This window comes from Xanthobacter sp. DMC12, from assembly GCF_056314105.1.
Genome location: NZ_JBQUYZ010000001.1, coordinates 134593 through 158693 on the forward strand (window position 1 = coordinate 134593; position 24101 = coordinate 158693).

The following is a 24101-nucleotide window of genomic DNA, read 5'->3' on the forward strand; positions in this document are numbered from 1 at the left end:
TCATTCGTCAGCGATAAGCAACAAATATGCCTTCGAGGAAAACGCCTGTCTATTTCGGCACGCCGTTGATGACGAACAGCGCGTTCAGGAACTGGTCCGGCGGGAACTTGCCGAAACTCTTGGCATAGATGTCGCGGATGCGGTCAGTCCGGTAGAGGTCGGCGAGGGTGGTGTCCACCAGCAGGCGGAACGCCTGGTCGCCGCGCGGCAGGCCCAGCGCATAGGTCTCGAAGGTGAAATACTGGTCCGAAAGGCTCAGGCGGCTGCCGAACGGCGTGTTGGCGATGAGATAGTTGAGGATGCCGCGGTCGCCGAAATAGGCGTCGAGCTTGCCCTCGGACAGCTGCTTCAACCCGTCCGGGTGGTCGGTGACGGTGACGATGGTGGCGGCGATGCCCATCTGCGCGAGGGTCGAGCGCAGCGTCTCTTCGGTCGTGGTGCCCTTGAGCACGCCCACCTTCTTGGCCCGCAGCTCTTCCAGTCCCTTCACTGCCGGCCCGCGCGTGACCACGCCTGCGCCATCCAGGAAGGTCGGGAGCGAGAAATCCACCAGCGCCCGCCGCGACATGGTCATGGAGGTGGGCTCGCACAGGATGTCGATGCGCCCGTCGCGGACCGCCTCGAAGCGGTCCTCGGCCGAGACCTTCACATAGTCTACCGGCATGTTGGGCAGCTTGAGCGCGCGCTTGAGCGCATCCGCCACCTCGCGGCAGAGATCGACGATATATCCGGAGGGCTGGCCATTGCTGGCGGCATAGGAATAGGGCGGGGCGAACTGGCGATAGCCGATGCGGAAGGGATCGCCCTTCGCCAGGCGATCCAGCGTCTGTGCGCCGGCCGGCGCGCCCAGTGCGAGGAGGAGGGCGGTGAGACCAGCGACGAACAGTGCTGTCCGCATGCCTCCAGTCCTGATGCTGGCGCTGTGCCCCGTCCCGATCACCTCAAACATCCACGCCCCCTTGTCCGCCGCCTCCCGCGGTCCGTTTGCGCTGATCTTGCCCGGCTCGCGGGGCGCGGCCAAGGACTTCCGCGCGTGCAGCGAAAGGCCGGCGCGCATAGTGGCGCGAAAGCAACCCTTCGCATCTTGTGCCGATCGTCGGGCCGTTCCGCCGCAGCTGCCTTGCCTTTGAGGCGATGCGAAATTGTTATATTGCTACGGATATAGCTTTTCCGGCTCCCGCTGGCTTTGATGGCAGGATTGGACATGACGATATTGCTCAACCGGCGCCGCATTCTGGGTGCCATGGCCGGCGCAACAGCTGGCGCATTGGCCCCGCGGGGCTCGGCGCTGGCGGCCCCAGCGAAGGGGCTGGAGATCCTCGGCGCGCCGAACGGCTCGACCATCGTCCTGTTGCGCCTGCTCCAGTCCGGTGCCTTCGGCGCGAGCGCGCCCGACGCCACCTTCCGCCTGTGGCGCGACACGGACGAACTGCGCGCCGCCATCGTCTCGGGCCGCACCAGCCTGTTCACGACACCGACCCATGTGCCGGCGAACCTCGCCAATCGCGGCCTGCCGTTGAAGCTGTTCGCCATCCTCTCCATGGGCCATCTGTTCGTCATCTCGTCCGACGCGGGCATCACCTCGTTCAAGGACCTCGCCGGCAAGGAACTGGTGGGCTTCTTCAAGAACGACATGCCCGACCTCGTCTTCCGCTCCATCGCCAAGGGCTATGGCATGGACCCGGACAAGGACATGACGATCACTTATGTGCGCACCCCCATGGAGGCGGCGCAGATGCTCGCCGCCGGGCGCGCCACCACGGCCATCCTCTCCGAGCCGCCAGCCACCGCCGCCATCATGATGGCGAAGAAGGAGGGCCGCACGCTCAACCGCGCCATCAGCCTTCAGGACGACTGGAAAAAGCAGCATGGCGGCCTCGGCCTGCCCATGGCCGGCATCGCCGTGCATGAGCGGCTGATCGAGGAGAGCCCGGAACTTCTGAAGGCCATGGCCGCTGGCCTGCCGGGCGCGCGCGACTGGGTGCTGGCTGATCCCGCTGCGGCCGGCCAACTGGGCGAGGAGAAGATGGACATGAAGGCGCCCATTCTCGCCAGCGCGCTCTCCCATTTCAACGTGGTGGCCGAACCCGCAGCGAAGCTGAAGCCCGGCCTTGTCGCTTTCTACGAGACGCTGCTGTCCTTCCAGCCGGATGCGCTGGCCGGGAAGCTACCCCCCGACAGCTTCTATCTCGACTTCTGACGGCTTCCATGGGCCCCAATCCGCCCGCGCTCTCCGCTCCGTTCCAGAGCCTCGCCTGGGGTGCGGCGGGGCTCGCACTGCTGGCCGGGGCCTGGCAGTGGGGGGCCGTGGCCTTCGGGCCGTTCGTGCTGCCGAGCCTTGCCGAAACGGGCGAGGCCGTCGCCCGGCTCATCGCCACCGGAAAGGCAGGGCCGGCGCTGCTGGCGACGCTGGTACACGCCCTGGCCGGGTGCGCCGCGGGAGGCGCGGCCGGCTTCCTTCTGGGCGTCGCCGGCGGGCTCGCGCTGCCGGTCGGGGCCATATCCTATCCCGTGTTCACCGCGCTTCTCGGCACGCCGCCCATCGCCTGGGTGGTGCTGGCGCTGCTCTGGTTCGGGCCGGGCGGCGCTGCGGCAACGTTCACGGTGGCGATTACCGCCGCGCCCATCCTCTTCATCGCCACGTTGCAGGGCGTGCGGAGCCGCGACCGGGCGCTCGCCGAGATGGCGCAGCTCTATCGGGCGCCCGCGCTGATGCGGCTGACCGATCTCGTCCTGCCGGCACTGGCGGACTTCCTCATCCCGGCCGTCGCCACCGCGCTCGCCTTCTCCTTCAAGGTGGCGGTCATGGCGGAAGTGTTGAGCGGCGCGGACGGGGTGGGCGGCGGCATTGCCACCGCACGCGCCCATTTCGATCTACCGGAAACCATGGCGTGGATCGTCCTCGCCGTGGCGGTACTGATCGCCGCCGATGCGCTGCTCCTCGCGCCGTTGCGGCGTCCAAGGGCGGGGAGAGGGCATCAGACACCCGTCTCTGCGGAGGCATGAGCATGCTCTCCCTGAGCGGTCTGCGGCTCCGGTTCGGCGAGGCCGACATCATCGCCGGCATCGATCTTCATGTCGCCGCGGGCGAACTCGTGGTGCTGCTCGGCCCCTCCGGCTGCGGCAAGACCAGCCTGCTGCGCATCGCCGCCGGGGTCGAGCCGGCCACCGCCGGACGGGTGGAAAACGCATTCCGCCGCGTGGCCATGGTCTTCCAGGACCCACGGCTGCTGCCATGGGCCAATGCGCGCGACAACGCCGCCTTCGGTCTCAAGGCGGCCGGCGTAGGCAAGGCGGAGCGCCGCGCTGTCGCGGAGGCCATCCTGATGCGCCTCGGCTTCTCGACGCTGGACCTGGACAAGCGCCCCGCCCAGCTCTCGGGCGGGATGCTGCAGCGGGTCGCCATCGCCCGGGCCTTCGCCCTTTCACCGGATCTCGTGCTGATGGACGAGCCGTTCTCCGCCCTGGACGTCGGTCTGCGCCACGATCTCCAGGCGCTGCTGCGGGCCGAGGTGGAAGGGGCGGGCGCGGGAGTGCTGTTCGTCACCCACGACGTGACCGAAGCGGTGCGTCTGGCCGACCGGATCGTGGTCTTCTCCCCGCGCCCCGCCCGCATCGTCGCGAACGTTGAACAGACGCCCATGCTCGCGTCGGTCGGGGCGGCCTATGAGGCGTCCGCCGCATTGCTGCGCCGGCCCGAGGTGGCCGCCGCCCTCGCCCCGCCGGGGGCGACTACCCTGGCATTCCCCGGTGGGCGCGATCGGCTCTCCCTGGCGGGAAGGGGCGGGGCGGCCTCTCTTTGAAAAGGTCACGTCCCTAAGTGATGCGCGGCGGGCGGACGGAAGTCGGCACCGCATCGGCGGCGGCGCGGCGAACGCGCTCGGCGAAGCGAGCGATGGCGTCCTGCTCCAGCGTGCGCTGGATGGCCTTGGCCGCGACCACGCCGTCGGCCATGGATGTCACGCAGCAGGGGTGCATGCGCTGCGCGATCTCGCCGATGGCGTAGAGATTGGGAATCGAGGTCTCGCAATCGAGGCTGGTCTCGACAAATCCGCGGGCATCGCGCGCAAGTCCCAGATGCCGGGCGTAGGGCAGATAGGGCTCCCAGCCATACAGCACGAGGAAGCGATCGAACTGCTCGCCCGCCACCGCCGGCACGTCGGGCTGCACCGGATAGGGGCCGATGCGGACGTCCGCGGGCGGCACCTTCTCCAGGAACTCGCGCCGCGCGCGGATGGTACGGGCGAACAGGGTGACGCGGGCGGCACCGCGCTTGCGCACGAAGATGTAGTTCTCGAAAGCGTTGTCCCCGCCCCCGAGGATGGCGACCGAGCGGCCCTCGAAATCGGCGTTGAACAGGGTCTGGCCGGGCCCGATGATGACGTGCTCGGACGCGGTGAAGCCGCCCTTCACCGGCCGCACGCCGGTGGCGAGGACGCAGGCCCGTCCCATCACCACCTCCCCCGTGGCGGTGGTGATGCGGAAGCCGCCGGGCACCACCTCCAGCTCCGTCACCGCCTCGCCGGTGCGGCAGACGATGTCGTGGTCGCGCATGTGCCGGTCCACCTCCGCGGCAATCTCGATGCCGGTCTTGTCGCGGATGGGCGCGATCCACTGATTGGGGTAGGGATTGTCGTTACCGAGCCCCCCGAGCACCGGCCGGCGCTCGACGATGCAGGGACGGAAGCCGAGCATTTTCAGCCAGAGCGCGCAGGACGCCCCGGCCGGACCGCCGCCGATAATCACCGCATCGAACATGCCACCGCCGATCCCTGCTGCCATCCTGCGACGGCGCCCGCGACCAGCTTATGCGAGGCTTTCGCCGGCGGCTAGAAAGGGGGCATCGGCTCAGCCGGGCTGAAGCTCCCGGCGCGAGCGGGTCGCTTCCCTATCCGGCTCGGCCTGGTGGCTGGAATCGGCAACAGGCGTGCCGGAGCCCCCTGTCGGCGCGCACGCCAATGGGAAACGGGACGCCCGAAACATGGCGCGCCATATCGAACACTTCGCGATCGAATCTCCACCAGGAGCGCGCAGCATGTGGCTGCGGGTGTAGCCCGCGCACCCGTTGCAAGACTTGCATTTGCTCGCACCTGGCCGGTCTGCAATGCAACAAAACGGGTTCTGATGCTACTTTTGGTTGCGGCATTTGCCCGTATCGTCAATGCGCCATATTGCCGGCGTCGGTTGCGCGCTACTCACAACGCAGGGTAATCCATGAGCTGGCATCGCAAGTCACGAGGATTGGGATTCGATGCGTGGCGTGCCGAAGGGCGTTCCGAGATTCTCCATGCGGCCGCTGCGAGTCGCCCTGTTCGTGCACGCTTTCTATCCGGACCACGTCTACGGCACCGAGGCCTACACGCTCGCTCTGGCGCGCCAGTTCAAGGCCTTGGGGCACGCGCCCACTGTCGTGACCGCCCGGGCGGTCGGCGAGCCGGAACAGGCGGAGGAGATCGAGCGCTACGAGATCGAGGGCATCCCGGTGGTGCGGATTGACCGCAACCGGACCCCGTCCCGCACGGCCCGCGAGGACTACGATCATCCCGGCCTCGCCCCGCTCCTCGAACGCATCCTGCGCACGCTCGCACCGGACGTGGTGCATATCTGCCACCTCGCCAATTTCACCGCCGCCCTGCCGCACGTGACGGCGCGGCTGGGGATCCCGACCTTCGCGACGCTGACCGATTTCTTCAATCTGTGCCTCACCACGCGGCTGGAGCTGCCCGACGGCGGGCTCTGTAACGGGCCGAACGCCAGCCGGAGCAACTGCCTGTCCTGCGGGCTGCTCGCCCGGGCGGGGGAGCGGCCGAACGCGTTCTGGCGGGTTCTGGCGCAGCCGTCCGTGCGCTCTGTCGCCGCCGCGACAGCCGCCGCCCTGGCGCCCGTGCTGCCGTTGGACCTCGGACGCGACGCGCGGGCGGTCCGCGACCGGGCCCGCGTTCTGCGCGTTGCTCTGGCCCACTGCCGGGCGGCGTTCGCGCCCAGCGCCTTCCTCGCCGAACTGTTCGATGCGCATGGGGCCGGGCCGCCCCTCTTCCGCTCGCCCTTCGGCGTCGAGATTGATCGTGCGCCCAAGCCCGCCGCGTCCGGACGGCCGGTGCGCTTCGGCTTCATCGGCCAGCTCGCCTATCACAAAGGCCCGCACCTGCTCCTGCAGGCGTTGCGCGCGTTGCCGCGCGATGCCTTTACCGTCGATATCTGGGGATCGGAGAGCCTGTCGCCGGCCTATGCGCGGGATCTGCGCGCGGTGGCGACGCAGACCGTCCCGCCCTTGCCGGCGCGTTTCCGTGGCACCTTCGCGGAAGGTGAGATGTCTGGACTGCTCGCCGAAGTGGACGTGCTGGTCATGCCTTCCACTTGGTTCGAGAACGCGCCCCTGACCCTGCTGAAAGCCCTCGCCACCCACACACCCGTGGTCGTTTCCGATGTGCCGGGCATGACCGAGTTCATCGAGGAGGGAGTCAACGGCTTCTCCTTTCCTCGGGGCGACGCGGAAGCGTTGGCCACGGTGCTGCAGCGTTTCGTGGATGTTCCCGACCTCGCCGCGACCCTCAGCCGGACAACCACCTACGACCGGAGCGAGCGCGACATGGCGCTCGATCTTCTCGCCTTCTACCGGGCCTTCGGCGCCGTGCCGGCCGGTGCGATCCCGGTTCCCGTTTGACGATGCCGGCATGAGGATCGCCCTCCTCGCCTCCGGTGTCCTGCCCGTCCTCGATGGCGTCACCGTGAGCGTCGATGCCCGCGTACGCCGGCTGGTGGCGCGTGGCGACGAGGTGCTGCTGCTGGCACCCGCTGCCGCCGATGGTGCCCGCCCCGCCGGGTTGTCGCCGGCCGTCACCTTTGCGGGATTGACCAGCGTGCCCTTCGGTGCGGCGGCGTCGGACCGCAATGTGGTGCCCGCGTCCGCAGGCGAGATCGATCGAGCGCTCGCCGCCTTCCGGCCCGACCTGATCCACGTGGACGAGCCCGAGCGTCTTGCCTTGGGCCTGCGCCGCCTCCCGGCCCGTGCCTTCGCCCGTCGCCACCGCGTGCCTCTGGTGGCTTTCTTCCACACCAATTTCGCCGATTATCTCGGGGCGGGCGGCAACAGCCGTGGTCTCTATGCTCCGCTGCGCGCGGTGGTCTGGCGGGCGGTGGCGCGGCTCTACAATCGATACGACGCCACCCTCGTCCCAAGTGCGGCCAGCCTTGCCAGGCTCCAGCGTTTCGGCCTCGCAAACGGCCTCTCCGGCCGGTTCAACGGCGTGGATACAGAGGGCTTTCGCCCGGAACTGCGCCACCCCGGCTACTGGCGCGCGCGCTGGGAACGCCCCGATCTCGACGGACGGGCGGTTATGCTGATCGCCGGCCGGCTCACCGCCGACAAGGGCTGGGCGGACTGGCAGCACGTGCTGCCGGCTCTCGCCGCGCGGCTCGGGCCGGCCGTGGGGGTCGTGGTCGCGGGCGATGGGGCCATGCGGCAAGAGGTGGAGCGGCTGGTGACATCGCTGCCCTGCGGCTTCTTTGCGGGGCCGGTGCCGCGGGCCGAGATGGGTGCGCTTCTTGCCAACAGCGATCTCTATGCCACCCAGTCGCGCTTCGAGAATGCCAGCCTTGCCGTCTACGAGGCGCTGGCGAGCGGCCTTCCGGTGCTTGCGCCCCGGGCCGGCGGCCTGCCCGGGCAGGTGCGCCACGGCGCCAACGGGCTGCTTTTCGCCCCCGCAGATGCGTCAGGCTTCGTGGAGGGGACAGCGCGGCTGGTGGAGGACCAAGCGGCTCGGCTGGCCTTGCGCCACGGAGCGCTGGCCGAGCGGCCCCTGCTCGGCTGGGACCGCGCCTTTGCGGCTTGGCTCGATGCACTCAGCGCGGTCGATCCGTGGTGAGCCCCAGCGCGCCCGCCTCCTCGGCCAGCGCCTCCAGCGCCGCCTCGATCTGCTCCGGTGTATGAGCGGCGGAGAGGAAGAAGCGCAGCCGTGCGGACCGCTCAGGAACCCCCGGCGGCAGCACCGGGAAGGCGTTGATGCCGCGCTCCAGCAGGCGCTGCGCGAGGATCACGGTCTTGATGGTCTCGCCCACCATGATCGGCACGATGCCGGCGCCCCAGGATGGCCCCACATCCAGACCGAGCGAGGCGGCACCGTCCCGGAAAGCGCGGCTGTTGGCCTGCAGGCGCGCGACACGCTCCGGCTCTTCCAGCATCAGGCCCAGCGCGGTGCGCGCGGCTTCCGCCACCGGCACCGGCAGGCCGACGCTATAGACCATGCCCGGCGCGAAGGCCTTCAGATAGGCGACCATCGCCGCCGCCCCGGCAATGTAGCCGCCGCAGCTCACCAGCGATTTTGAAAGCGTTCCGAACCAGATGTCCACGGCCCGTGGATCGATGTCCGCATGCTCGGCAATGCCGCGCCCCGTCGCGCCCAGCACGCCGAGGCCGTGGGCGTCGTCGATCATCAGCCAGAAGCCGAAGCGCTCCTTCAGCGCGACAAGGCGGGCGAGGTCCGGCCCGTCGCCATCCATTGAGAACAGGCCCTCGCTGACCACAAGCACCCGCTCGAACCGGTGCCGCTCACGACCCAGCATGGCCTCCAGAGCGTCGAGATCATTGTGCGGGAAGGTCCGGCGGGTGGCGGGCGCATATTGGGCACCAAGCAGGACGCTGTTGTGCATGAAGGCGTCGGTGACGACGAGATCCTTCGGCCCCATCAGCGTCGGAAGGACGGCGATGGCAGTGGCGTGGCCGCTCACGAAGGCGACCGCGTCCTGCGCCCCATAGACGTCGGCCAGCGCCCGCTCCAGCGCCAGATGCGCCGGCCGTTCGCCCGACGAAAGGCGGCTGCCGGAGACGCTGGTGCCCCACGCCTCGACCGCGGCGGACACGGCGCGGGTGATGCGCGGGTCGCCATTGAGGCCGAGATAGTCATAGCTCGCGAAATTGACGACTTCCCGCCCGTCGATGCGCGCGGTGGCGCCGGAACGCCCCTCGTGCAGGCGGTGGTAGGGATTTTTCAGCCCCAGCATGCTCGCGGCCGAGCGCTGCGCCTCAAGCTCCCGATAGCGCGGCAGTGACTCGAACGAGAGCAGCCCCTCCCGGTCCACGAAAGCGGGGGAGGGAGCGGGCGCCGGCGCCGCCGTGCCCGCACGCATCTCGCCTAGCAGATGCGCGAGATCCTCATCTGACAGGCCGCGGCGCCCGCTCATGGCACGTGCCTCACGAACCGGTCCCCGCAGCGTCGCGTGGCGATGCCGCGGCCATCTCGGTCAGGGCCTCGATGGATTCTGCGTCCAGCCGCACGCCGTGCCGGGCCGCAAGGGCCGCTTCCTCGGGCGCGAGGACCACAGCCGGTGCGGCCGTCTCGGCAGGCGCGGCATTCTCGGGCGACCTGAGGCTACCGAGGGCAACGGCGGCCAGGTCATCGAGCGTGCGCCCGCTGCCGATGGAGAGCAGCGGCAGCTCGAAGCCGAATTTCTTCTCCAGCGTCAGGCGCAGCTCCAGAGCCATCAGCGAGTCCATGCCGAGTTCGGACAGCGCCGCCGTGCCCGTCACCGCGTCCGGCGGCAGGCGCAGGATGCCAGCGACCTCGCGGCCGAGCACCTCGCGCAGAAGGGCGCGGGCCTCCGCATCGCCGAGGCCGGCGATCTGCTCCATCAGATCCTCGCCGCTCCCCGCAGCGCCATCCGCCGCGGTGGAGAACAGGCGCGGGAAGGTCGGCGTGCGCAGCACCGGCAGCTGGCTCGCGATGGCCGTGCGGTTCACCTGCGCATAGACGTTCACAGCGTCCGCGGCATCGCCCTGCGCCATGAGCCGGCCGAGAAAGCCGAGAGCCTCCGCCGAGGCGATGCCGGCGACGCCCGTGGCCCGGGTCAGCCTCTGGCCGAGTTCCTGGTCCTTGGCGATGACGCCGGCGTCGGAGATGGCGCCCCAGGCGACGGCGAGGCCCGGCAACCCGCGCGCCCGGCGGTTGCGCACCACGCCTTCCAGAAAGGCGTTGGCCGCCACATAGGCGCCCTGACCTGGACTGCCGATCATCGCCGAGGCGGAGGAGTAGACGACAAAATGGTCGACCGGATGCCTCTCTGTGATCCGGTCCAGGGTCAGAACACCGTCCACCTTCGGCGCCAGCACGGCGTCGAGGCTTTCGGCGTCGAGGTTGGGGATGGCTCCGTCGCGCAGCACCATGGCGGTGTGGACCACGCTGCGAAGGGGGCCATGTTCCGCGACGAGCCGGTCCACCAGCGCCTCCAGCGCCGGCGCATCGCGGGCATCCGCCTGCTCGACGACGATGCGGGCACCGGCCGCGCGGGCGGCCTCGATGCGGGCCAGATCGTCGGCTGCCCGCACGCCGGAGCGCGACGCGATCGCCACCGTGCCGGTCGTCTGAGCTGCCATCCACAAGGCGGTTTCAAGACCGAAGCCGCCATTGCCGCCGAGCACGAGATGGACGCCCTCGCGAAGGGCTGGCGTCTCCGGCGCGCTGGAAACGACACGCCCCGAGCGCGGCGGGCGCACCACGATCTTGCCCACGTGTCGCGCCGCCTGCATCTGTCGGAAGGCATCTTCCGTCGCCGATCCCTCCATGACCCGGTAGGGAATGGGCTGGAGCGAGCCATTCGCAAAGGCTTCGCCGATCTCGGCCATCAACGCCGTCGCCCGCGCCTTGTCGTGGGCGAGCAGCTGGTCGAGGTCCACGCCGAAATAGCTGATGTTGCGGGCGAAGGGGCGCAGCCCCACCGTCGTGTTGGAGAGGAAGTCGCGCTTGCCCAGCTCGATGAAGCGACCGAACGGCTTCACCAGCTTCAGGCTTGCCGCCATGGCATCGCCGGCCAGCGAGTTCAGTACCACGTCGACCTTGCCATGATCGCGCGCGATGTCGCGGGCGAAGGCGAGGTCGCGGGAGTTGTAGACGGCCTCCACGCCCAGCGCCTTGAGGAGGGCCGCCTTCTCCGGCGTGCCGGCGGTGGCGATTACCCGCGCGCCGCGCGCCAGGGAGATGCCCACGGCGGCGAGGCCCACGCCACCGGCCGCGCCGTGTACCAGCACGGTCTCTCCAGCAGTCAGGCGGGCACGGTCTACGAGGGCGTACCAGGCCGTCGCGAAAACCACAGGCACGGCCGCTGCTGCCTCCAGGGCCAGGGTTTCCGGCACCTTGAAGGCGAACCAGGCCGGCACCGTCACATGAGACGAGAACGCGTCAGGCGCAAAGCCCATCACGCGGTCGCCGACGGCGTGATCGGTGACGCCGGGTCCCACCCGCGTCACCGTGCCGGCCATCTCGAAGCCGAGTGACGCGCCGGTGAGGCCCGGGCCAAGGATGTCGTCGTCCAGCGCGCCCAGCGCCAGCATCACGTCGCGGAAATTGAGGCCGGTCGCGGCCACCTCGATCTCGATCTGTCCTTCGGCGGATGGGATGCGCGGCTCGGCGCGCCATTCCATCGCCCCGAGCGCGCCCTGCCGGCCCACATGGAGCCGTGTGCGACGGGCCTCGTCGATCGAGGCCGCCGCGTGCGCAGGGCCGCGTCGGACCCGGACGGCGTATTCGCCGCCGGGACGGGAGATGCGCTCCGTCTCCGGTCCAGAGGCGAGGATGATGCTGCGGACTCGACGCGCGGATGCGGCGTCGTGGGCATCTACATCAACGAGCCGCAGGTCGAGACCCGGGGTCTCGTTCATCGCGACCCGTACGAAGGCCGAGATGGCGACCGCCAGGGGATCCAGCACCTCGCCCGGCTGCTGCCGGCCACGCGCAGTGACGATCCATAGCGCCGAGCCCGCCGTAGCAGCCCATGCGATCAGCGCCTTGAGGTCGAGCAGGGCGGACGCCAATGCGTCGCGCGGCGAAACCTCGGGGTCAAAGGCCAACGGTAGAACCAGCGCGTGGGGCGCCGTCTCGGGCGCTGGAGGCGTTCCGCCGACAACGCGATCTACCGGCCCCGCCAACGCCAGCGCAAAGGCCGGGGCTTTATCGCCGACGACCCAGAGAGGTGCCGTCCTCTCGGGCGCAAGCGCGGGGAGGGCGATCGTCGCCATAAGCAGCGTCGCGCCGGGCCCGTCAATCCGGATGGTCTCGCCGGTGCCGGCGCGCTGCAGGGAGCCCTCCACCAATTCCGGAGCCGGCGGGTGCTGGCGTGCAGCGGCTTCGGGATCGGCCGCACCCAGCAGAAGGTCAAGCGCAGGGTCGAAGGCGGGAACGGCGACCGCGACCTGCGCGCCGGGGCAGAGGGGGGCCACGCGCTCCATGATGTCGATGTCGGCGATGCCGTCGGCACGGCCGAGCACGAGATCGACCGGCAGGAAGGCCGTATCCGGTGCCGCGCTGTCGACCACGGAAAAGGCGTCCATACCCGGCATGGACGCGAGGCGCTCACACTCGGCGGCATTCGCTCCGATGATCGCCACCTGAGCGCGCCCGTCGCGGGCGAACGGGAGCAGAAGGGCGATCAGCGCAGCGCCGGGCCGCGAGCCGGCGACGATCTGGATCGGCCGCGGCGCGCAGGCGGCAATACGCGCTTCGACGACCTCGCGCAGCGTTCCAAGCAGGGCGGCGGCGGAAACCGACTCCGTCTCGAACTGCTCCGCGAGGTGGGCGGGAAGGTCGGAGCCCTCTCCGCAGAGCGACGCCGGAAGGCTCGCCATGAGATGCGCGGCAAGGCGAATCTCCGCATTCGCCTGCGGAAACCGCTCGGCCATCGAACGGAAGATCAGGCGGGACGGCGGAAGAGCCGCCGCCTTGAGCCGCCATGCCGTTTCCTCGCGGTCGGCAAGCCCGCAGGCGGCCAGATAGCCCATGAGCACCGCCGCGCGGCCTTCATCGGCGCGCAAGAGGAAGCCGGCATCGGCTGCGGCCGCGCACTCGTACGCGAAGGAGCGGACGAAGGCGCGCAGCAACAGCGCCGCATCGCTGGTCTCGGCCACCACCTCGACCGCGCGGCCGGGCGGCGTCGCCACCTCCATGCGCACAGGCTCGATGTCCACATGGAACTGGCGGTCCTCGTCCGGGCGCTGGGACAGGACCACCTCACGCAGCACGAGATCGGCGACCTCGGCGACGACGCTGTCGTCGGCGGCGAGCAAGGTGAGGTCCACGACAGCGGTGAAGCGGTTCTTGCGCTTGCGGCGCATGATGCTTCGGGTGACGGCGACGCCAGGCTGCCAGACCCGGAGCGCGCCGAGGCGCACCGGAAGGTGGGTACGCGTTTCGCCTTCCACCACGTCGGCGTCGAGGAACAGCATGTGCAGCGCCGCGTCGAGCGCGGTCGGGTCGATCAGCAGCGTGTCCTGATAGGCGCCGAGCGGCAGATGGCCCGGCGCGATCTGAGCAATGCCGGCATCGGCATCGCGGTCCACGTGGCGCACGCGGCGGAAGCTCGGCCCGTAATCGAGGCCGCAGCGCGCAGCGGCGGCATAGACCTCGTCCTCGCTCACCTGCCAGGCGTCGGAGCGCTCCGGTCCCGGTTGGCGTGCGGCCTCGCCAACGGCGAGCGACAGCCGGCCGGTGGCATGCAGCACGAAGGCGCCGCCGGCGAGCCGGTGGCGGGACCAGATCTCGCAGGTGCGGGTGGTCGCCTCGAAGCGCGTGGAAACCTCCCGCATGCTGCCCTCGGCGAGGGCGAGCGGACGCAGGATGTCGAAATCGGAAAGCTCCAGCGGGCCTTCGCCAAGCTCCGCACGGCCGACCGAGAGCATCATCTCGGCCAGCGCCGCGCCGGGCACCACGGCCTCGCCGTCCACCCGATGGTCACCGAGATAGGGCACGATCTCGGCGTCCACCCAGGCGTGCCATTCCGGCACGCCCTCGCTCACCTTCAGGCCGAGCAGGGGATGGGGCGCGGGCGCATCATTGAGGCGCCCGTAGAGACCGATGGCCTCCGAGGTGGTGGGCAGCACGAAGCGCTGCCGGTCCCAGGCATAATTGGGCAAGGAGAGGGGCGGGAGAGGGGCGCCGAACCCGCATTCCGCATCGGGTTCGAGGCCGCGCGCCGCAAGGCGGGCGACCAGCGCCCGCACCGGATCGCCGTCGGTCTGGTCATCCCGCTCGGAGAGGCTGCCGAGGCACTCGGCGGCGACCCCAGCCTCGCGGAGGCTGTCGCCCGTGGGGCCAACCAGAATGGGCCGCGCGCCGATCTCGACGAAATGGGTGCCGCCCAGTGCCCCCGCGGCTTCGACCGCCGCCGCAAACCGCACCGGCAGGCGGATGTTGTGCCACCAGTACTCGGCGTCGAGGCTCGGTCCGGCAACGACCGTTCCCGTCACCGTCGAGACGAAGGTAGCGCGGGTTTCGCGCGGGGCGAGGGCTTTCAGATCCTCGCGGATGGCCTGTTCGGTTCCGTCCAGGAGGCCGGAATGGAACGGATAGGCGATATCGAGGGCCACGGTGGCGATGCGCTGCAGCCGTGCCGCCTTTTCCGCGAGCGCGATCGAGGTTTCCGGCCCGCTCAGCGTCACCGATCCGGGGCCGTTATAGGCCGCAACCGCGAGGCCGGGCGCGCCGAGCCCTGCGACGAAGGCATCCGCCTGCGCCGGTCCGGCGGCAAGCGCGATCATGCGTCCGAGGCCAGCCACGCTCTCCTGCCGCTGGCTGCGGTGATGGATGAGATGGACGGCCTGCTCCAGGTCGAGCGCCCCGCTCGCCAGCGCGGCGGCGACCTCGCCGACACTATGGCCCAGCACCACGTCGGGCACCACGCCCCCCGCCTCAAGCGCGGCCGTGAGCGCGGCCTGGATGGCGAACAGCAGCGGCTGCGCCACGCTGGTGCGGCCAAGGCGGGTGGCGAGGTCAGGCGCTTCCAACGCTTCCGCCAGGGACCAGCCGCCGACGTCCCGATAGAGCCCGTCGACCGCGGCGAAGGCCGTGCGGAAGGCGGGGTTGCGGCCGAGTGCCGTCCGCCCCATCCCCACCCATTGCGCGCCGTTGCCGCTGTAGACGAAGACCGTCTTGCCGGGGCGCACCTGAACCTTGCCCGTGGCAACAGAGGGGGCCGCCCCGTCCTGGGAAAACCCGCGCAAGGCCGCCGCCATGTCCTTGGCGTCACCCACCGGCAGCGCAAGCCGAAGGTCCATCCGGTCGCGCTGGTGGAAGGCGGCGGAGGCGATGGTCGCGGGCGACACGTCGCCGGCCTCGATCCGCTCCGCATAGCCGGCGGCAAGCCCCCGCAGCGCGGCCTGGGACCGGGCCGAAAGCAGCAGGAGGCGTGCGCCCGAATCCGCCGGCAGTTCAGGCGCCTTGTCCGGCGCACGCAGGATCACGTGCGCGTTGGTGCCGCCGAAGCCATAGTTGGACACGCCTGCGAACGGCGTGTGGCTCAGGTCGAGGGCCACCTCTTCCCGCGCCGGCGCGAGGTTGAGCGCGGCGAAATCGATGTAGGGGCTCATCTCGTCGAGATAGAGCGTGCGCGGCAGGCGGGCTTGGGCGAGGGCCATGCCGGCCTTCACCAGCCCTGCGAGGCCGGAGACGCATTCGAGATGGCCGATATTGGACTTCACCGAGCCCACGGGCAGCGCCGCCGAGCGGCCCCTGCCAAGAGCGGACCCGATCGCGCTCGCCTCGATGGGGTCGCCCACCGGCGTGCCCGTGCCGTGCGCCTCGACGAATGCGAGCTGGTCCGGCGTGATGCCGAGCCGCTGATAGAGCGCGGACATCAGCGCCGCCTGGCCCTCGGCGGAGGGCAGCGAAATGCCGGAGGTGCGACCGTCCGAATTGGCGGCGGCCCCGACGATCCCGGTACGGATCCGCTGGCCGGCCGCGCGGGCGTCCGATGCGCGGCGCAGCACGATGGCGATGGCACCCTCCGACCGCACATAGCCGTCGGCGGCCGCGGAGAAGGGGCGGCAGCGCCCCGTCGGCGAGAGCATGGAGGCGCGCGAGAAGCCGATGAAAGGGGCCGGCGACAGCAGCAGGTTCACGCCCGCGACGACCGCGGTGTCGATCAACCCGGCATCAAGCGCAGCCGCGGCCTGGACCAGCGCCACGAAGGACGACGAGCAGGCGGAATCAACCGTGAAGCTCGGGCCGCGCCAGTCGAAGATGTAGGAGATGCGGTTCGAGATGATCGACAGGGAATTCCCCGTCATGAAATGGCTCTCGATGGCCGCGGGGTCGCCCGCCGCGCCGGACTGGTAGTCCACGTTCGAGGCGCCGACATAGACGCCGATCTCCTGCCCCGCCGTGCGCGACGGGGGCAGGCCGGCATCCTCCAGCGCCTCGAAGACCACCTCCAGCAGCAGCCGCTGCTGCGGGTCGATCTGCTGCGCCTCGCGCGGCGAAATGCCGAACACCGCAGGATCGAAGCCGAAGGGATCCTCCAGGTAGCCGCCGGCGAAGGTGTAGCTGAATCCCGGCTCCGTGCGACGTGGATGCAGCGCGCGCTCGATGGGCCAGCGCCCGGTCGGAACGTCGCGGACGGATGACTGTCCGGACGTCAGAAGACGCCACAGCGCATCCGCATTCGCCGCGCCGGGCAAGCGCAGGGCCTGTCCGACGACGGCAAGATCAAAGCCACCCTGACTGGACACAATCTCAGAACGCAACCCCGTCGTCTCCCGCTGTGCTTTTCGGGTCCGCGCCCGACAATGCCGCCATTGCACCTTCGCGCGGTCAGACGCGGCCCGAGATCACCCGGGGCAGTTCGGGCGCCCGACGCGGCGTGTCGTCGAGAGCCCAATCCAGATATTGCCGCGCCGCAGTTGCGACGGGGATCGGTGGTCGCATGCTTTGGACGAGACGGTCCCATAGGGCCGGATCTGTGGCGGCGAGCAGACTTTCGCCCCAGTCCGTCACGTTGCCGACGCCCACATGAAGTCCATCCACTCCGTCACGCACGTGCTCCGCCATGCCACCGATGTTAGAGCACAGGACGGGCCGGCCGAAACGGCGGGCCTCCTGAATCACGACCGGCGAATTCTCCCACCACACCGACGGCATCACAACCCAGTCGATGCGTGACAGGCGCCGTTCGAGATCATCGCGATGATAGGCGCCGGGCCAGTGCAGAACGCCCTCCTTCATGAGCGGCTGACGCAGCGCTTCGATGCGGGCGCGGAAGGCGTCGGACTGCTTCTCGAGGTTGGCGCCGTGAACCTCCACATGCAACTCGCGCCTTTGGGCGCGGCTGAGGTTGGCCAGGGCCGCGAGAAGCACGTCGACACCCTTGAACGGCGTGACCTGTCCAAAGAAGGCGAAGCGGTTGCGGGTGCCCGTCTCGGTCAGCGGACGTGGCGGCAGGCGCTTGCCGGTCGGCTGGCCGTTCTCGATCACCGCGATCCGCTCGGGTGCGATGCCCCAGTCGATATAGCGCTGGCGCAGGAATTCCGAAGGCGCGATGAACCGGTCGACCATGTCGAAATGGCGACCGATAAAGTGCTTGCGTAGCCAGAAGTCTTCTTCGCTGCGATCGGGAAAGCAGGCCGAGCAGGCTTCTGCCGAGGCGGCGAAGCAAAGCTCGGTGCTGCCGGGCTTCACCATCTGTCCGTTGTTGTTGCAGATGGCCTGGAACTCATGCAGTGTCAGAATGATACGCGTGTCCGGGCAGATGCGGCGGATCTCCCGCAGCATCTCCAGTCCCATATGGGCGTAGTGGTGAATGAACACCACATCCGGCTTGAGCCGCTCGAGAAAGCTGCGAAACGGTCCGGTCACGGCGTGCGGCTGGGACGAGCGGAAGGTGAACCAGTCGCCCATGCCGGTACGCCAAAGGTATTCGTCCTCGCGCAGCATGGTCACGAGGCCGCTCTGTGTCCCGCCGTGGCGGGCGAGAAGCGCGACCCGGCGGGCGGCGCCGCTCTCGCGCAGGGCCGTAAATAATTGATGTGCCGCGACTTCCGCCCCGCCTGCGCTGAAGTCGCGATGGCCGTGGGCGATGATGAGGGCGGTGCCGATCATGCCGAGGCTCCCGCTTTGGTGACCGAATGGCGCTCGATGGCGGGGCGCCAGCGCTCCTGATGGAGCCAAGCGTTGAACAGCATCACACGCATGCGGAAATCACCCGAACCTTGGAGGCCGAACGATTGGCGTTCGAGGTGCGTCAGCGTGATGTCAGGGCACACGCCAACGGAGCGGCCGGCTGCCTGCATCTTCAGGCACAGGTCGGAATCCTCAAAATCGCCAATGAGATAGTCCTCGCTGAACCCGCCGAGCGCGGCCACTTCCGCACGGTCGCCGATCAGGCAGGCGCCGGTGGCGGCGGGCCAGGGCACGACTTTCCCGGCCGAAGCGCTCAACGGAGGCAGCCCCTTGCCGGGGTGCTGATTCAGCCAGACGCCGTATTTCCCGTTATATTCAAAGACCATACCGTCATGCTGGACGCCGCCCGAGGGAAACAGCAGGCGGGTGCCGAGGAGGCCGTAGTCGGAATGGTCGTCCAGGCGCCGGCTCAGCTCGGCGAGCCAGCCGGAACGCGTTGGAATCACGTCCGAATTCAGGAACAGGACCTGCCGGCCGCGCGCCTGCGAAAGGCCGAGATTGCTGGCGCCGGAGAAGCCGCGGTTGCGCCCGCCCCATACCGCGGTAAGGGGAACGCCGTAGAGCTGCCACCAGGTGTCGAGGGCGGCGAAGACGGGGGTGCGCAGGGCCGGGTCATCGACCACGTAGATCACCTCGCACCGCTTGCGGATAAAGGGATCTTCGGCGAATTCCAGCAGTTGGTGCTCGACGAAATCGTAGCGGCCGTAGAGCGGAACCACGATCGACACCTCGGGCTGATCCGGCACGGATCCGGCACGTTCCACCCAGGTATTCTGGGGGTGTTCGATGCGGTTTATGAGGGTTTTCAGCACCGCTCCGTCATGCCGGGTGAAGCGCGCCGCCATCCGCTCGGGGGGGACCGGGAAGGAGAAGGCCCAGCGGGCATATCCGACCGCGTCGCGGGGGGCCGGATCGACGTCCCGCTCGTGGACGAGGACGAGAGTGTCGCCGTCGCGGGCGATGAGGCGGGCGTGGCGGCCGAAGCCGGCGGGCAGGGCCTGGAGGAAGCCGGCGTCGGCGCAGGCGGCGCCGTAGTCGGCGGCGAAGGCGTCGAAGATGTCCGGGCGGTTCCAGCGCTCGGGGGCCTCCATCGGCTGGCACAGGCCGTTTTCGTCCACCAGGAAGAAGGGGCCCGCGCCCAGCGTCCACCCGACGCAGAGGCCGCCGGCGCCGGGCACCGACTTCAGGGTTTCCATGTGGCCCTGCGACGCGCCGGGTTCGGTGGAGGCGACGGCGGACCGGGCGACGGCGGCGAGGTGCCTCGGCAGATCGTGCACGATGTCGATCAGCCGCGCTCGCGCCACGGCGTATTCGGCGAGGATGCGGTCGAGGTTGCGCTCGTAGCGCTCGGCCGGGAAGGCGGTGACGTCGGCGGAGCGGGTGTTCGAGCCGGCGGTGGCGACGATGCGCACCGGCCGGGCGGCGCCGACGGGCGGCAGGCGATAGGCGAGGAGCATGCCCTGCACCGGCGCCGGAAAGCCGTAGGCGGCGGAAACGTCCGGGCGGGGAACCTCGACGCGCAGGCCGGGTTCGATCACGCCCGCCTCGCCCTCCACGCGGAGCGAGGCGGCCCCGGTGGTCCAGCCGGTGATGACCAGCAGGTCGTGGTCGCGGAATACCCGGTCCAGTCCGGCCCCGTCAGTGGGCTTGGACTTGCCATCCACCAGGGGCGACCAGATCGGACCGGCCTCGACGGCGGCGGAGGGAGGTGCTGAGGGCATTGGGCGGTCCGCAGGCGGACCCTGATGACCCGGCGGCGCGCCCGCCTCGACACGCGCCGCAGGTATCGCACGCTCCGGCCCGGTCCTGTGGCGCTGCAGCAGATTTGCGAGCCAGCCCATTCCCTTGCTCCGCCCCGCTTCCACCACAACCACCGCACGCTCAGGTTTGGGTGCCGAAATGTTCAATTAACGTTCCGGAATCCTGCTGTCAAACCTGTGTGGCGGTGCAGCATGGCGGTAGGCTCGTACGACGTGGAAAAATCCAGCGTGAACCTTGCGCGCTGAGGCCAAGCGATGCGAGTGTTGCCCTAACGATAGCGGGAGGGTGGGAAATTGAACGTAGTCAGTCGAGCACAGGGGATGCCTGGGGCTTGAAATTTGGCGGTAGGCAGTCCGCTGCCCAGATCCCGCTGCTCTGATATCGCGACATGAACAAACGATGTCGATCGGCGTGTGAGCGTCAGCTCTGCGCGGTAACACCTTTTCGGCGACAATCTAGCCGGCAAATAAAGTCTATGGCAAAAATACATTGATCAGGGGTGCTGAGTCAGAATGAAGCAATTGATGATCGCGAGTATCGCAAATGTCAGCGGCATGGAGCGGTTTTCCGCACAGCGATGGATTTATACGATCGATCGGAGCCACCAGTTCACGATCAAGCCCCCAAGGCTGGTGCTGGGCGGAAGCTCGGAAATTGAAAAAAACATCTTTTATGCGTTTCGTGCAGAGCACCGCTGCTCAGTCCCTGACATGTACATTTCCGAATTGGAAAACGTACTGATAGGGCCGTCCGGGGTTATCATATCCGATCAACAGATATTATTGGAAAGCCTTTTTCCGTGGGAAGAGGCGAATTTCATGACCCAGTTCGCCGGAGATATCTGGGAGCGTGATGGCAGGTACTTTCCAAGGATCGATGGGGACGTTGAAGAGGTCGAGTCTCTATTTTATGCGAGAGAAGGAAGTGAGGCAGGCTATTTCCACTTCGTGAATTCGATCCTCCCCCGGGTTGCGCTATTCAGCCGCTTTCAGGCCGATGGTACCGAGTTGCTGGCTGCCTCCTATCAAAAGTTCGCATCTCAGATGTGGGGCATCGCGGACGTCTCCCCATATGTGCAGCGTTCCAGATGGCTGCGCGTTAAGCGCCTGATCTTCCCTTCTCCGATCATTTCAAGGGGCGATCATTTTACGAGGTCTCCTCGCGCGAATGCGATGCTGGAAGGCTGGATCAGGGACATAATTCCTCAGCCCGACGAGGGGGCGCCGAAGCGGCTCTATATCAGCAGGGCAGACGCGGCGGTCCGTCGGCTAACCGACGAGGCCGCCCTGGCAGACTGTCTGAATCGCAACGGCATTCAATCCGTGACGCTAGCCGGTAAAGACATGTCCGAGCAGATGCGCCTGTTCGCTGGAGCCGAGCTTGTGATTGGACCGCACGGTGCAGGGCTGTCCAATCTGATCTTTGCCACAGACAAGTGCCGCGTGATCGAAATCGTAAGTCCGTCTCGACTCTGGCCGACCTTCCGGACTCTATGCGCTCGGCGCGGGCAGCAGTATTCGGCTGTCATCGGAAACGCGTTCGAATCTAGTCAGACCAGCTCTCGCGGTGCCGGAAACGAGGACTTTTCGGTTGATCATTGGCTGCTTGAGAGGGCAGTTGTCGATGCTATTGATACCTTCCGATCGTGATGCGGCATCTCAATCCATAATCCATTCATATGCCTGCTCGATGAGATTTATCGGAGCTGACCATGGGCGCAGGGAAAGCGGCGTGTCATTCAGAGGCTCTATGCGTCCAAACAGGAATGAATAATCCTTTGACGTGCTGCTGTATATTTTCGCATGTTGTCGGACAGACGTAGTGAAAGACTCGATATCTACGACACGTGTTGCGGGTTGAGCGAATACGGTGTTAAGCATGCCAGATCCGGACGGGCCGACAATGCGTCGCGCACGATTAAATATATTGATCTGTTGATCCAGGCTCAAGGTTTCGGGATATATGATCGAGAATCCCTTTGAGCGGAAAAACTCTTCAATTTCTCGTTCGTTGGTCAATGGCCTATAGTCTGGCCTTGAGATATAGCTGAGAATTCTTGAGACATATATGCCTTCGGAATGATTTGAATTGTAGGATGTTTCCGACCCGGACATTTTAATGAAGTGATTTGCGACGCTGGATGAAAAGAATCCCTCCGCATCAAACTCATTGAAAATGGTTATGGAGTCGAAAGTGTCTCCGCACACCTCTCTTACTGAAAAAATCGGTAGTGGTTTGAAATTCAGTTTTTCGAGCGCAGCCATAACCCAAGGTGTTCGTTCCGGGACGATGTATGCGGTAATGTCGCCCATAAGTTCCGCCGCAGAAATGAGCTGCGGCAGTTGGCGAAAGATGAAAGACCCGAAATTTCCGGGCTCAAGGTTATGGAAGAAGAAAGCGTTGTGATTGAATCGTATGGGATTTCGTCTTTGGACGTGATGCGCAATCATCGGCTCTTGAGAGGTGTCCACCAGAAAGCCTTGGTGATTTGTCTTATTTCTTGAAATCAAATGCGTAGCATTTTCCTTGAGCACGGGCGAAGGGGCGTACAAGGCGCCGTCTTGGGAAATGATAGCATCAAAGCCGATGATCTTCGCGTCGGGCACTGTGTAGGCAATCTTCGGGGGGATGTGCAGATCAAAATCCCCGATCCCCGAGAGGCAGGAGCTATCTGCGGGTTCACCGAAGATGTGCTTCGGCGGCCGCATTCGGCTTGCGGAAGGGGGGGTGAAGCTGGCGGCTTGATGCTCTACGCGGTCGTTGAGGCGGATGGCTGTCCGGCCGAGCGTCAGGTTTTCCGACCGCGAAATTGTCGGGTCGACGCTGAGTGCGATGCGGAGCTGGCTGATGTGGTGGGGGTTAAGCATCGGCTTTACCGAAGTCCTCTGCGTGCGCCATGTGGCGCGGTTTTGCGGAATTAGGTAATTTTTCTGATGATCGGGACCAGCAGCATTCCGACAGTAAAAATTATAAGGAGCTCCGTTGACAACATTCCAAAATTGTAAAATGAACTATAATACTCCGAATAATAGGCAACTCGCAGGCCGTCAACAATTTGGCAAAGTGGATTGAATGCAGCAAAGTATGCGATTTTCTCTGGAAGTGTATCGGCCAGAAAAAGGACGCCAGACGTAACCCACAGGACCGGTGCAATTATATTCCCGATTATGAGTATGGGATCCCAAATAATCGCAATCGTGCCAAAGAATAGGCCGGTCGATACGCCGAGAATCCAGGATTGGATGATGGCGAACGTAAATCCGTGAACATTATTGATAGTTATATCTTTTCCGATCATTGCGAGCGAGCCCAGGACAATTGCGACGACTAAGCTCGAAGTCACGATTTCGACGATAAATCTGGCTACGAAAAGGTCAAAGATATCAACGCCCGGGAAATGAAGCAGCGGCCTATTCTGCAGAACGGTAAGCATTATTTGTCGGTGGCTGTAGAGCCATAGAACGAACGGTAGGACACCGGTCATCAGGAATATGGCGGTGTCCGTTCCTATTGGCGCTGGACGGCCGAGGAGCACAGTGACGGCAATGGCGACGCTCAAATGCCCCAGCGGCATGATCAGCCCCAGCAGGAAGCCGAAATAGCCGGTGCCGAAGCGGGTCTGCAGGTCGCGCATGATGACGGCGCCGACCACGCGGGCGTGCATGCTGGAGGCGGCGGACCAGGTTTCGGCCGCGTGCCGCGCGGGGGCGTGGCGGGTGGGGGCGTGACGGGGGCGCTGCATCGTCAGGCCTCCATCTGCTGGCGGTGGACCTCGATGGCGTCGTTGATGTCCTCGAACACCATCAGCCGTCCCTTCTGCAGCACCATCCCGGCCGAGCAATAATCCTTGATCGTGCCGGTGGAGTGCGACGCCATGATGAGCCCGGCCCGCGCCCGCCGCTCGGCGAAGGCGCGTGCGCATTTCAGCTGGAAGCGGGAATCGCCCACGGCGGTGATCTCGTCCACCAGGTAGAAATCGAACTCGATGGCCATGGAGACGGCGAAGGCGAGGCGCGAGGTCATGCCCGAGGAATAGGTCTTCACCGGCATCTCGAGGTCGCGCCCGAGCTCGGAGAAATCCTCCACGAACTCAGTCACTTCGGCGATGTCGGCGTCGTAGACGCGGGCGAGGAAGCGGATGTTCTCCCGCCCGGTCATCATCGGGTGGAAGCCGCCCGCGAACCCCAGCGGCCAGGAGATGCGCACCGAGCGGTAGATGCGCCCGGAGCTCGGCGCCTCGGTGCCGGCGATGAGCTTCAGGAAGGTGGACTTGCCCGCGCCGTTCTGGCCGAGCAGCCCGTAGCTGGCCCGGGTGTCGAGGCTCACCGACACGTCGGAGAGCACCACCTTGCGCTTCAGGTGCGTCCAGTAGGTCTTGGTGAGGTGGTCGGTGACGATCATGCC

Annotated in this window: 15 protein-coding genes; 6 read left to right on the forward strand and 9 right to left on the reverse strand. The window is 67.1% G+C overall.

Annotated features, from left to right (window positions below; all coding sequences use genetic code 11):
* Positions 1-49: 49 nt before the first annotated feature.
* Positions 50-898 (reverse strand): amino acid ABC transporter substrate-binding protein, encoded by an 849-nt coding sequence (locus tag ACT535_RS00535; protein ID WP_476362988.1) that lies wholly within the window; start codon positions 896-898, stop codon positions 50-52.
* A 306-nt stretch (positions 899-1204) separates the two neighbouring features.
* On the opposite strand from ACT535_RS00535, the gene ACT535_RS00540 reads away from it, so the two are divergent.
* The 3 genes from ACT535_RS00540 to ACT535_RS00550 are packed head-to-tail and all read left to right on the forward strand — an operon-like array spanning position 1205 to position 3803.
* On the forward strand, positions 1205-2200 hold the full coding sequence (locus ACT535_RS00540; protein ID WP_476362989.1) for an ABC transporter substrate-binding protein: 996 nt from the start codon (positions 1205-1207) through the stop codon (positions 2198-2200).
* Positions 2201-2208: 8 nt separating this feature from the next.
* The gene (locus ACT535_RS00545) at positions 2209-3006 is read left to right on the forward strand and encodes an ABC transporter permease (RefSeq protein ID WP_476362990.1); all 798 of its coding nucleotides are present in this window, start codon (positions 2209-2211) and stop codon (positions 3004-3006) included.
* A 2-nt stretch (positions 3007-3008) separates the two neighbouring features.
* Positions 3009-3803: an ABC transporter ATP-binding protein gene (locus tag ACT535_RS00550; protein ID WP_476362991.1), complete on the forward strand. Its 795-nt coding sequence runs from the start codon at positions 3009-3011 to the stop codon at positions 3801-3803.
* 13 nt (positions 3804-3816) lie between these two features.
* Here the strand turns inward: ACT535_RS00550 and ACT535_RS00555 are convergent, their stop codons facing one another.
* Complete coding sequence (locus ACT535_RS00555) at positions 3817-4758, reverse strand: NAD(P)/FAD-dependent oxidoreductase (RefSeq protein ID WP_476362992.1); 942 nt, start codon at positions 4756-4758, stop codon at positions 3817-3819.
* A 529-nt stretch (positions 4759-5287) separates the two neighbouring features.
* On the opposite strand from ACT535_RS00555, the gene ACT535_RS00560 reads away from it, so the two are divergent.
* Both ACT535_RS00560 and ACT535_RS00565 read left to right on the forward strand, forming a co-directional pair.
* A complete protein-coding gene (locus tag ACT535_RS00560) occupies positions 5288-6664 on the forward strand; it encodes a glycosyltransferase (protein ID WP_476362993.1) in 1377 nt (458 codons plus the stop codon).
* Positions 6665-6674: 10 nt separating this feature from the next.
* Positions 6675-7865, forward strand: coding sequence for a glycosyltransferase (locus ACT535_RS00565; protein ID WP_476362994.1), 1191 nt, complete (start codon positions 6675-6677; stop codon positions 7863-7865).
* On the opposite strand, the gene ACT535_RS00570 is transcribed toward ACT535_RS00565, so the two are convergent.
* The 4 genes from ACT535_RS00570 to ACT535_RS00585 all read right to left on the reverse strand — a co-directional run bounded on the left by ACT535_RS00570 (position 7843) and on the right by ACT535_RS00585 (position 19657).
* A complete protein-coding gene (locus ACT535_RS00570) occupies positions 7843-9180 on the reverse strand; it encodes an aminotransferase class I/II-fold pyridoxal phosphate-dependent enzyme (protein ID WP_476362995.1) in 1338 nt (445 codons plus the stop codon). The genes ACT535_RS00565 and ACT535_RS00570 overlap by 23 nt on opposite strands.
* A gap of 10 nt (positions 9181-9190) precedes the next feature.
* The gene (locus ACT535_RS00575; protein ID WP_476362996.1) at positions 9191-16504 is read right to left on the reverse strand and encodes an SDR family NAD(P)-dependent oxidoreductase; all 7314 of its coding nucleotides are present in this window, start codon (positions 16502-16504) and stop codon (positions 9191-9193) included.
* A gap of 67 nt (positions 16505-16571) precedes the next feature.
* Positions 16572-17855 carry a glycosyltransferase family 4 protein gene (locus tag ACT535_RS00580; RefSeq protein WP_476362997.1) on the reverse strand — a complete coding sequence of 428 codons (1284 nt, stop codon included), beginning with the start codon at positions 17853-17855 and terminating at the stop codon, positions 16572-16574.
* Complete coding sequence (locus ACT535_RS00585; protein ID WP_476362998.1) at positions 17852-19657, reverse strand: glycosyltransferase family 2 protein; 1806 nt, start codon at positions 19655-19657, stop codon at positions 17852-17854. Before ACT535_RS00585 ends, ACT535_RS00580 begins: the two co-directional genes overlap by 4 nt.
* A 552-nt stretch (positions 19658-20209) precedes the next feature.
* Here ACT535_RS00585 and ACT535_RS00590 point away from each other — a divergent pair.
* A complete protein-coding gene (locus ACT535_RS00590; protein WP_476362999.1) occupies positions 20210-21346 on the forward strand; it encodes a glycosyltransferase family 61 protein in 1137 nt (378 codons plus the stop codon).
* A gap of 9 nt (positions 21347-21355) precedes the next feature.
* Here ACT535_RS00590 and ACT535_RS00595 read toward each other — a convergent pair whose 3' ends face one another.
* Genes ACT535_RS00595 through ACT535_RS00605 form a run of 3 tightly spaced genes read right to left on the reverse strand, consistent with a single transcriptional unit; the run spans position 21356 to position 24098 of the window.
* A complete protein-coding gene (locus ACT535_RS00595; protein WP_476363000.1) occupies positions 21356-22564 on the reverse strand; it encodes a glycosyltransferase family 61 protein in 1209 nt (402 codons plus the stop codon).
* A 50-nt stretch (positions 22565-22614) separates the two neighbouring features.
* On the reverse strand, positions 22615-23439 hold the full coding sequence (locus tag ACT535_RS00600) for an ABC transporter permease (protein ID WP_476363001.1): 825 nt from the start codon (positions 23437-23439) through the stop codon (positions 22615-22617).
* Between the two features lie 2 nt (positions 23440-23441).
* Positions 23442-24098 (reverse strand): ABC transporter ATP-binding protein, encoded by a 657-nt coding sequence (locus ACT535_RS00605; protein ID WP_476363002.1) that lies wholly within the window; start codon positions 24096-24098, stop codon positions 23442-23444.
* Positions 24099-24101 lie beyond the last annotated feature (3 nt).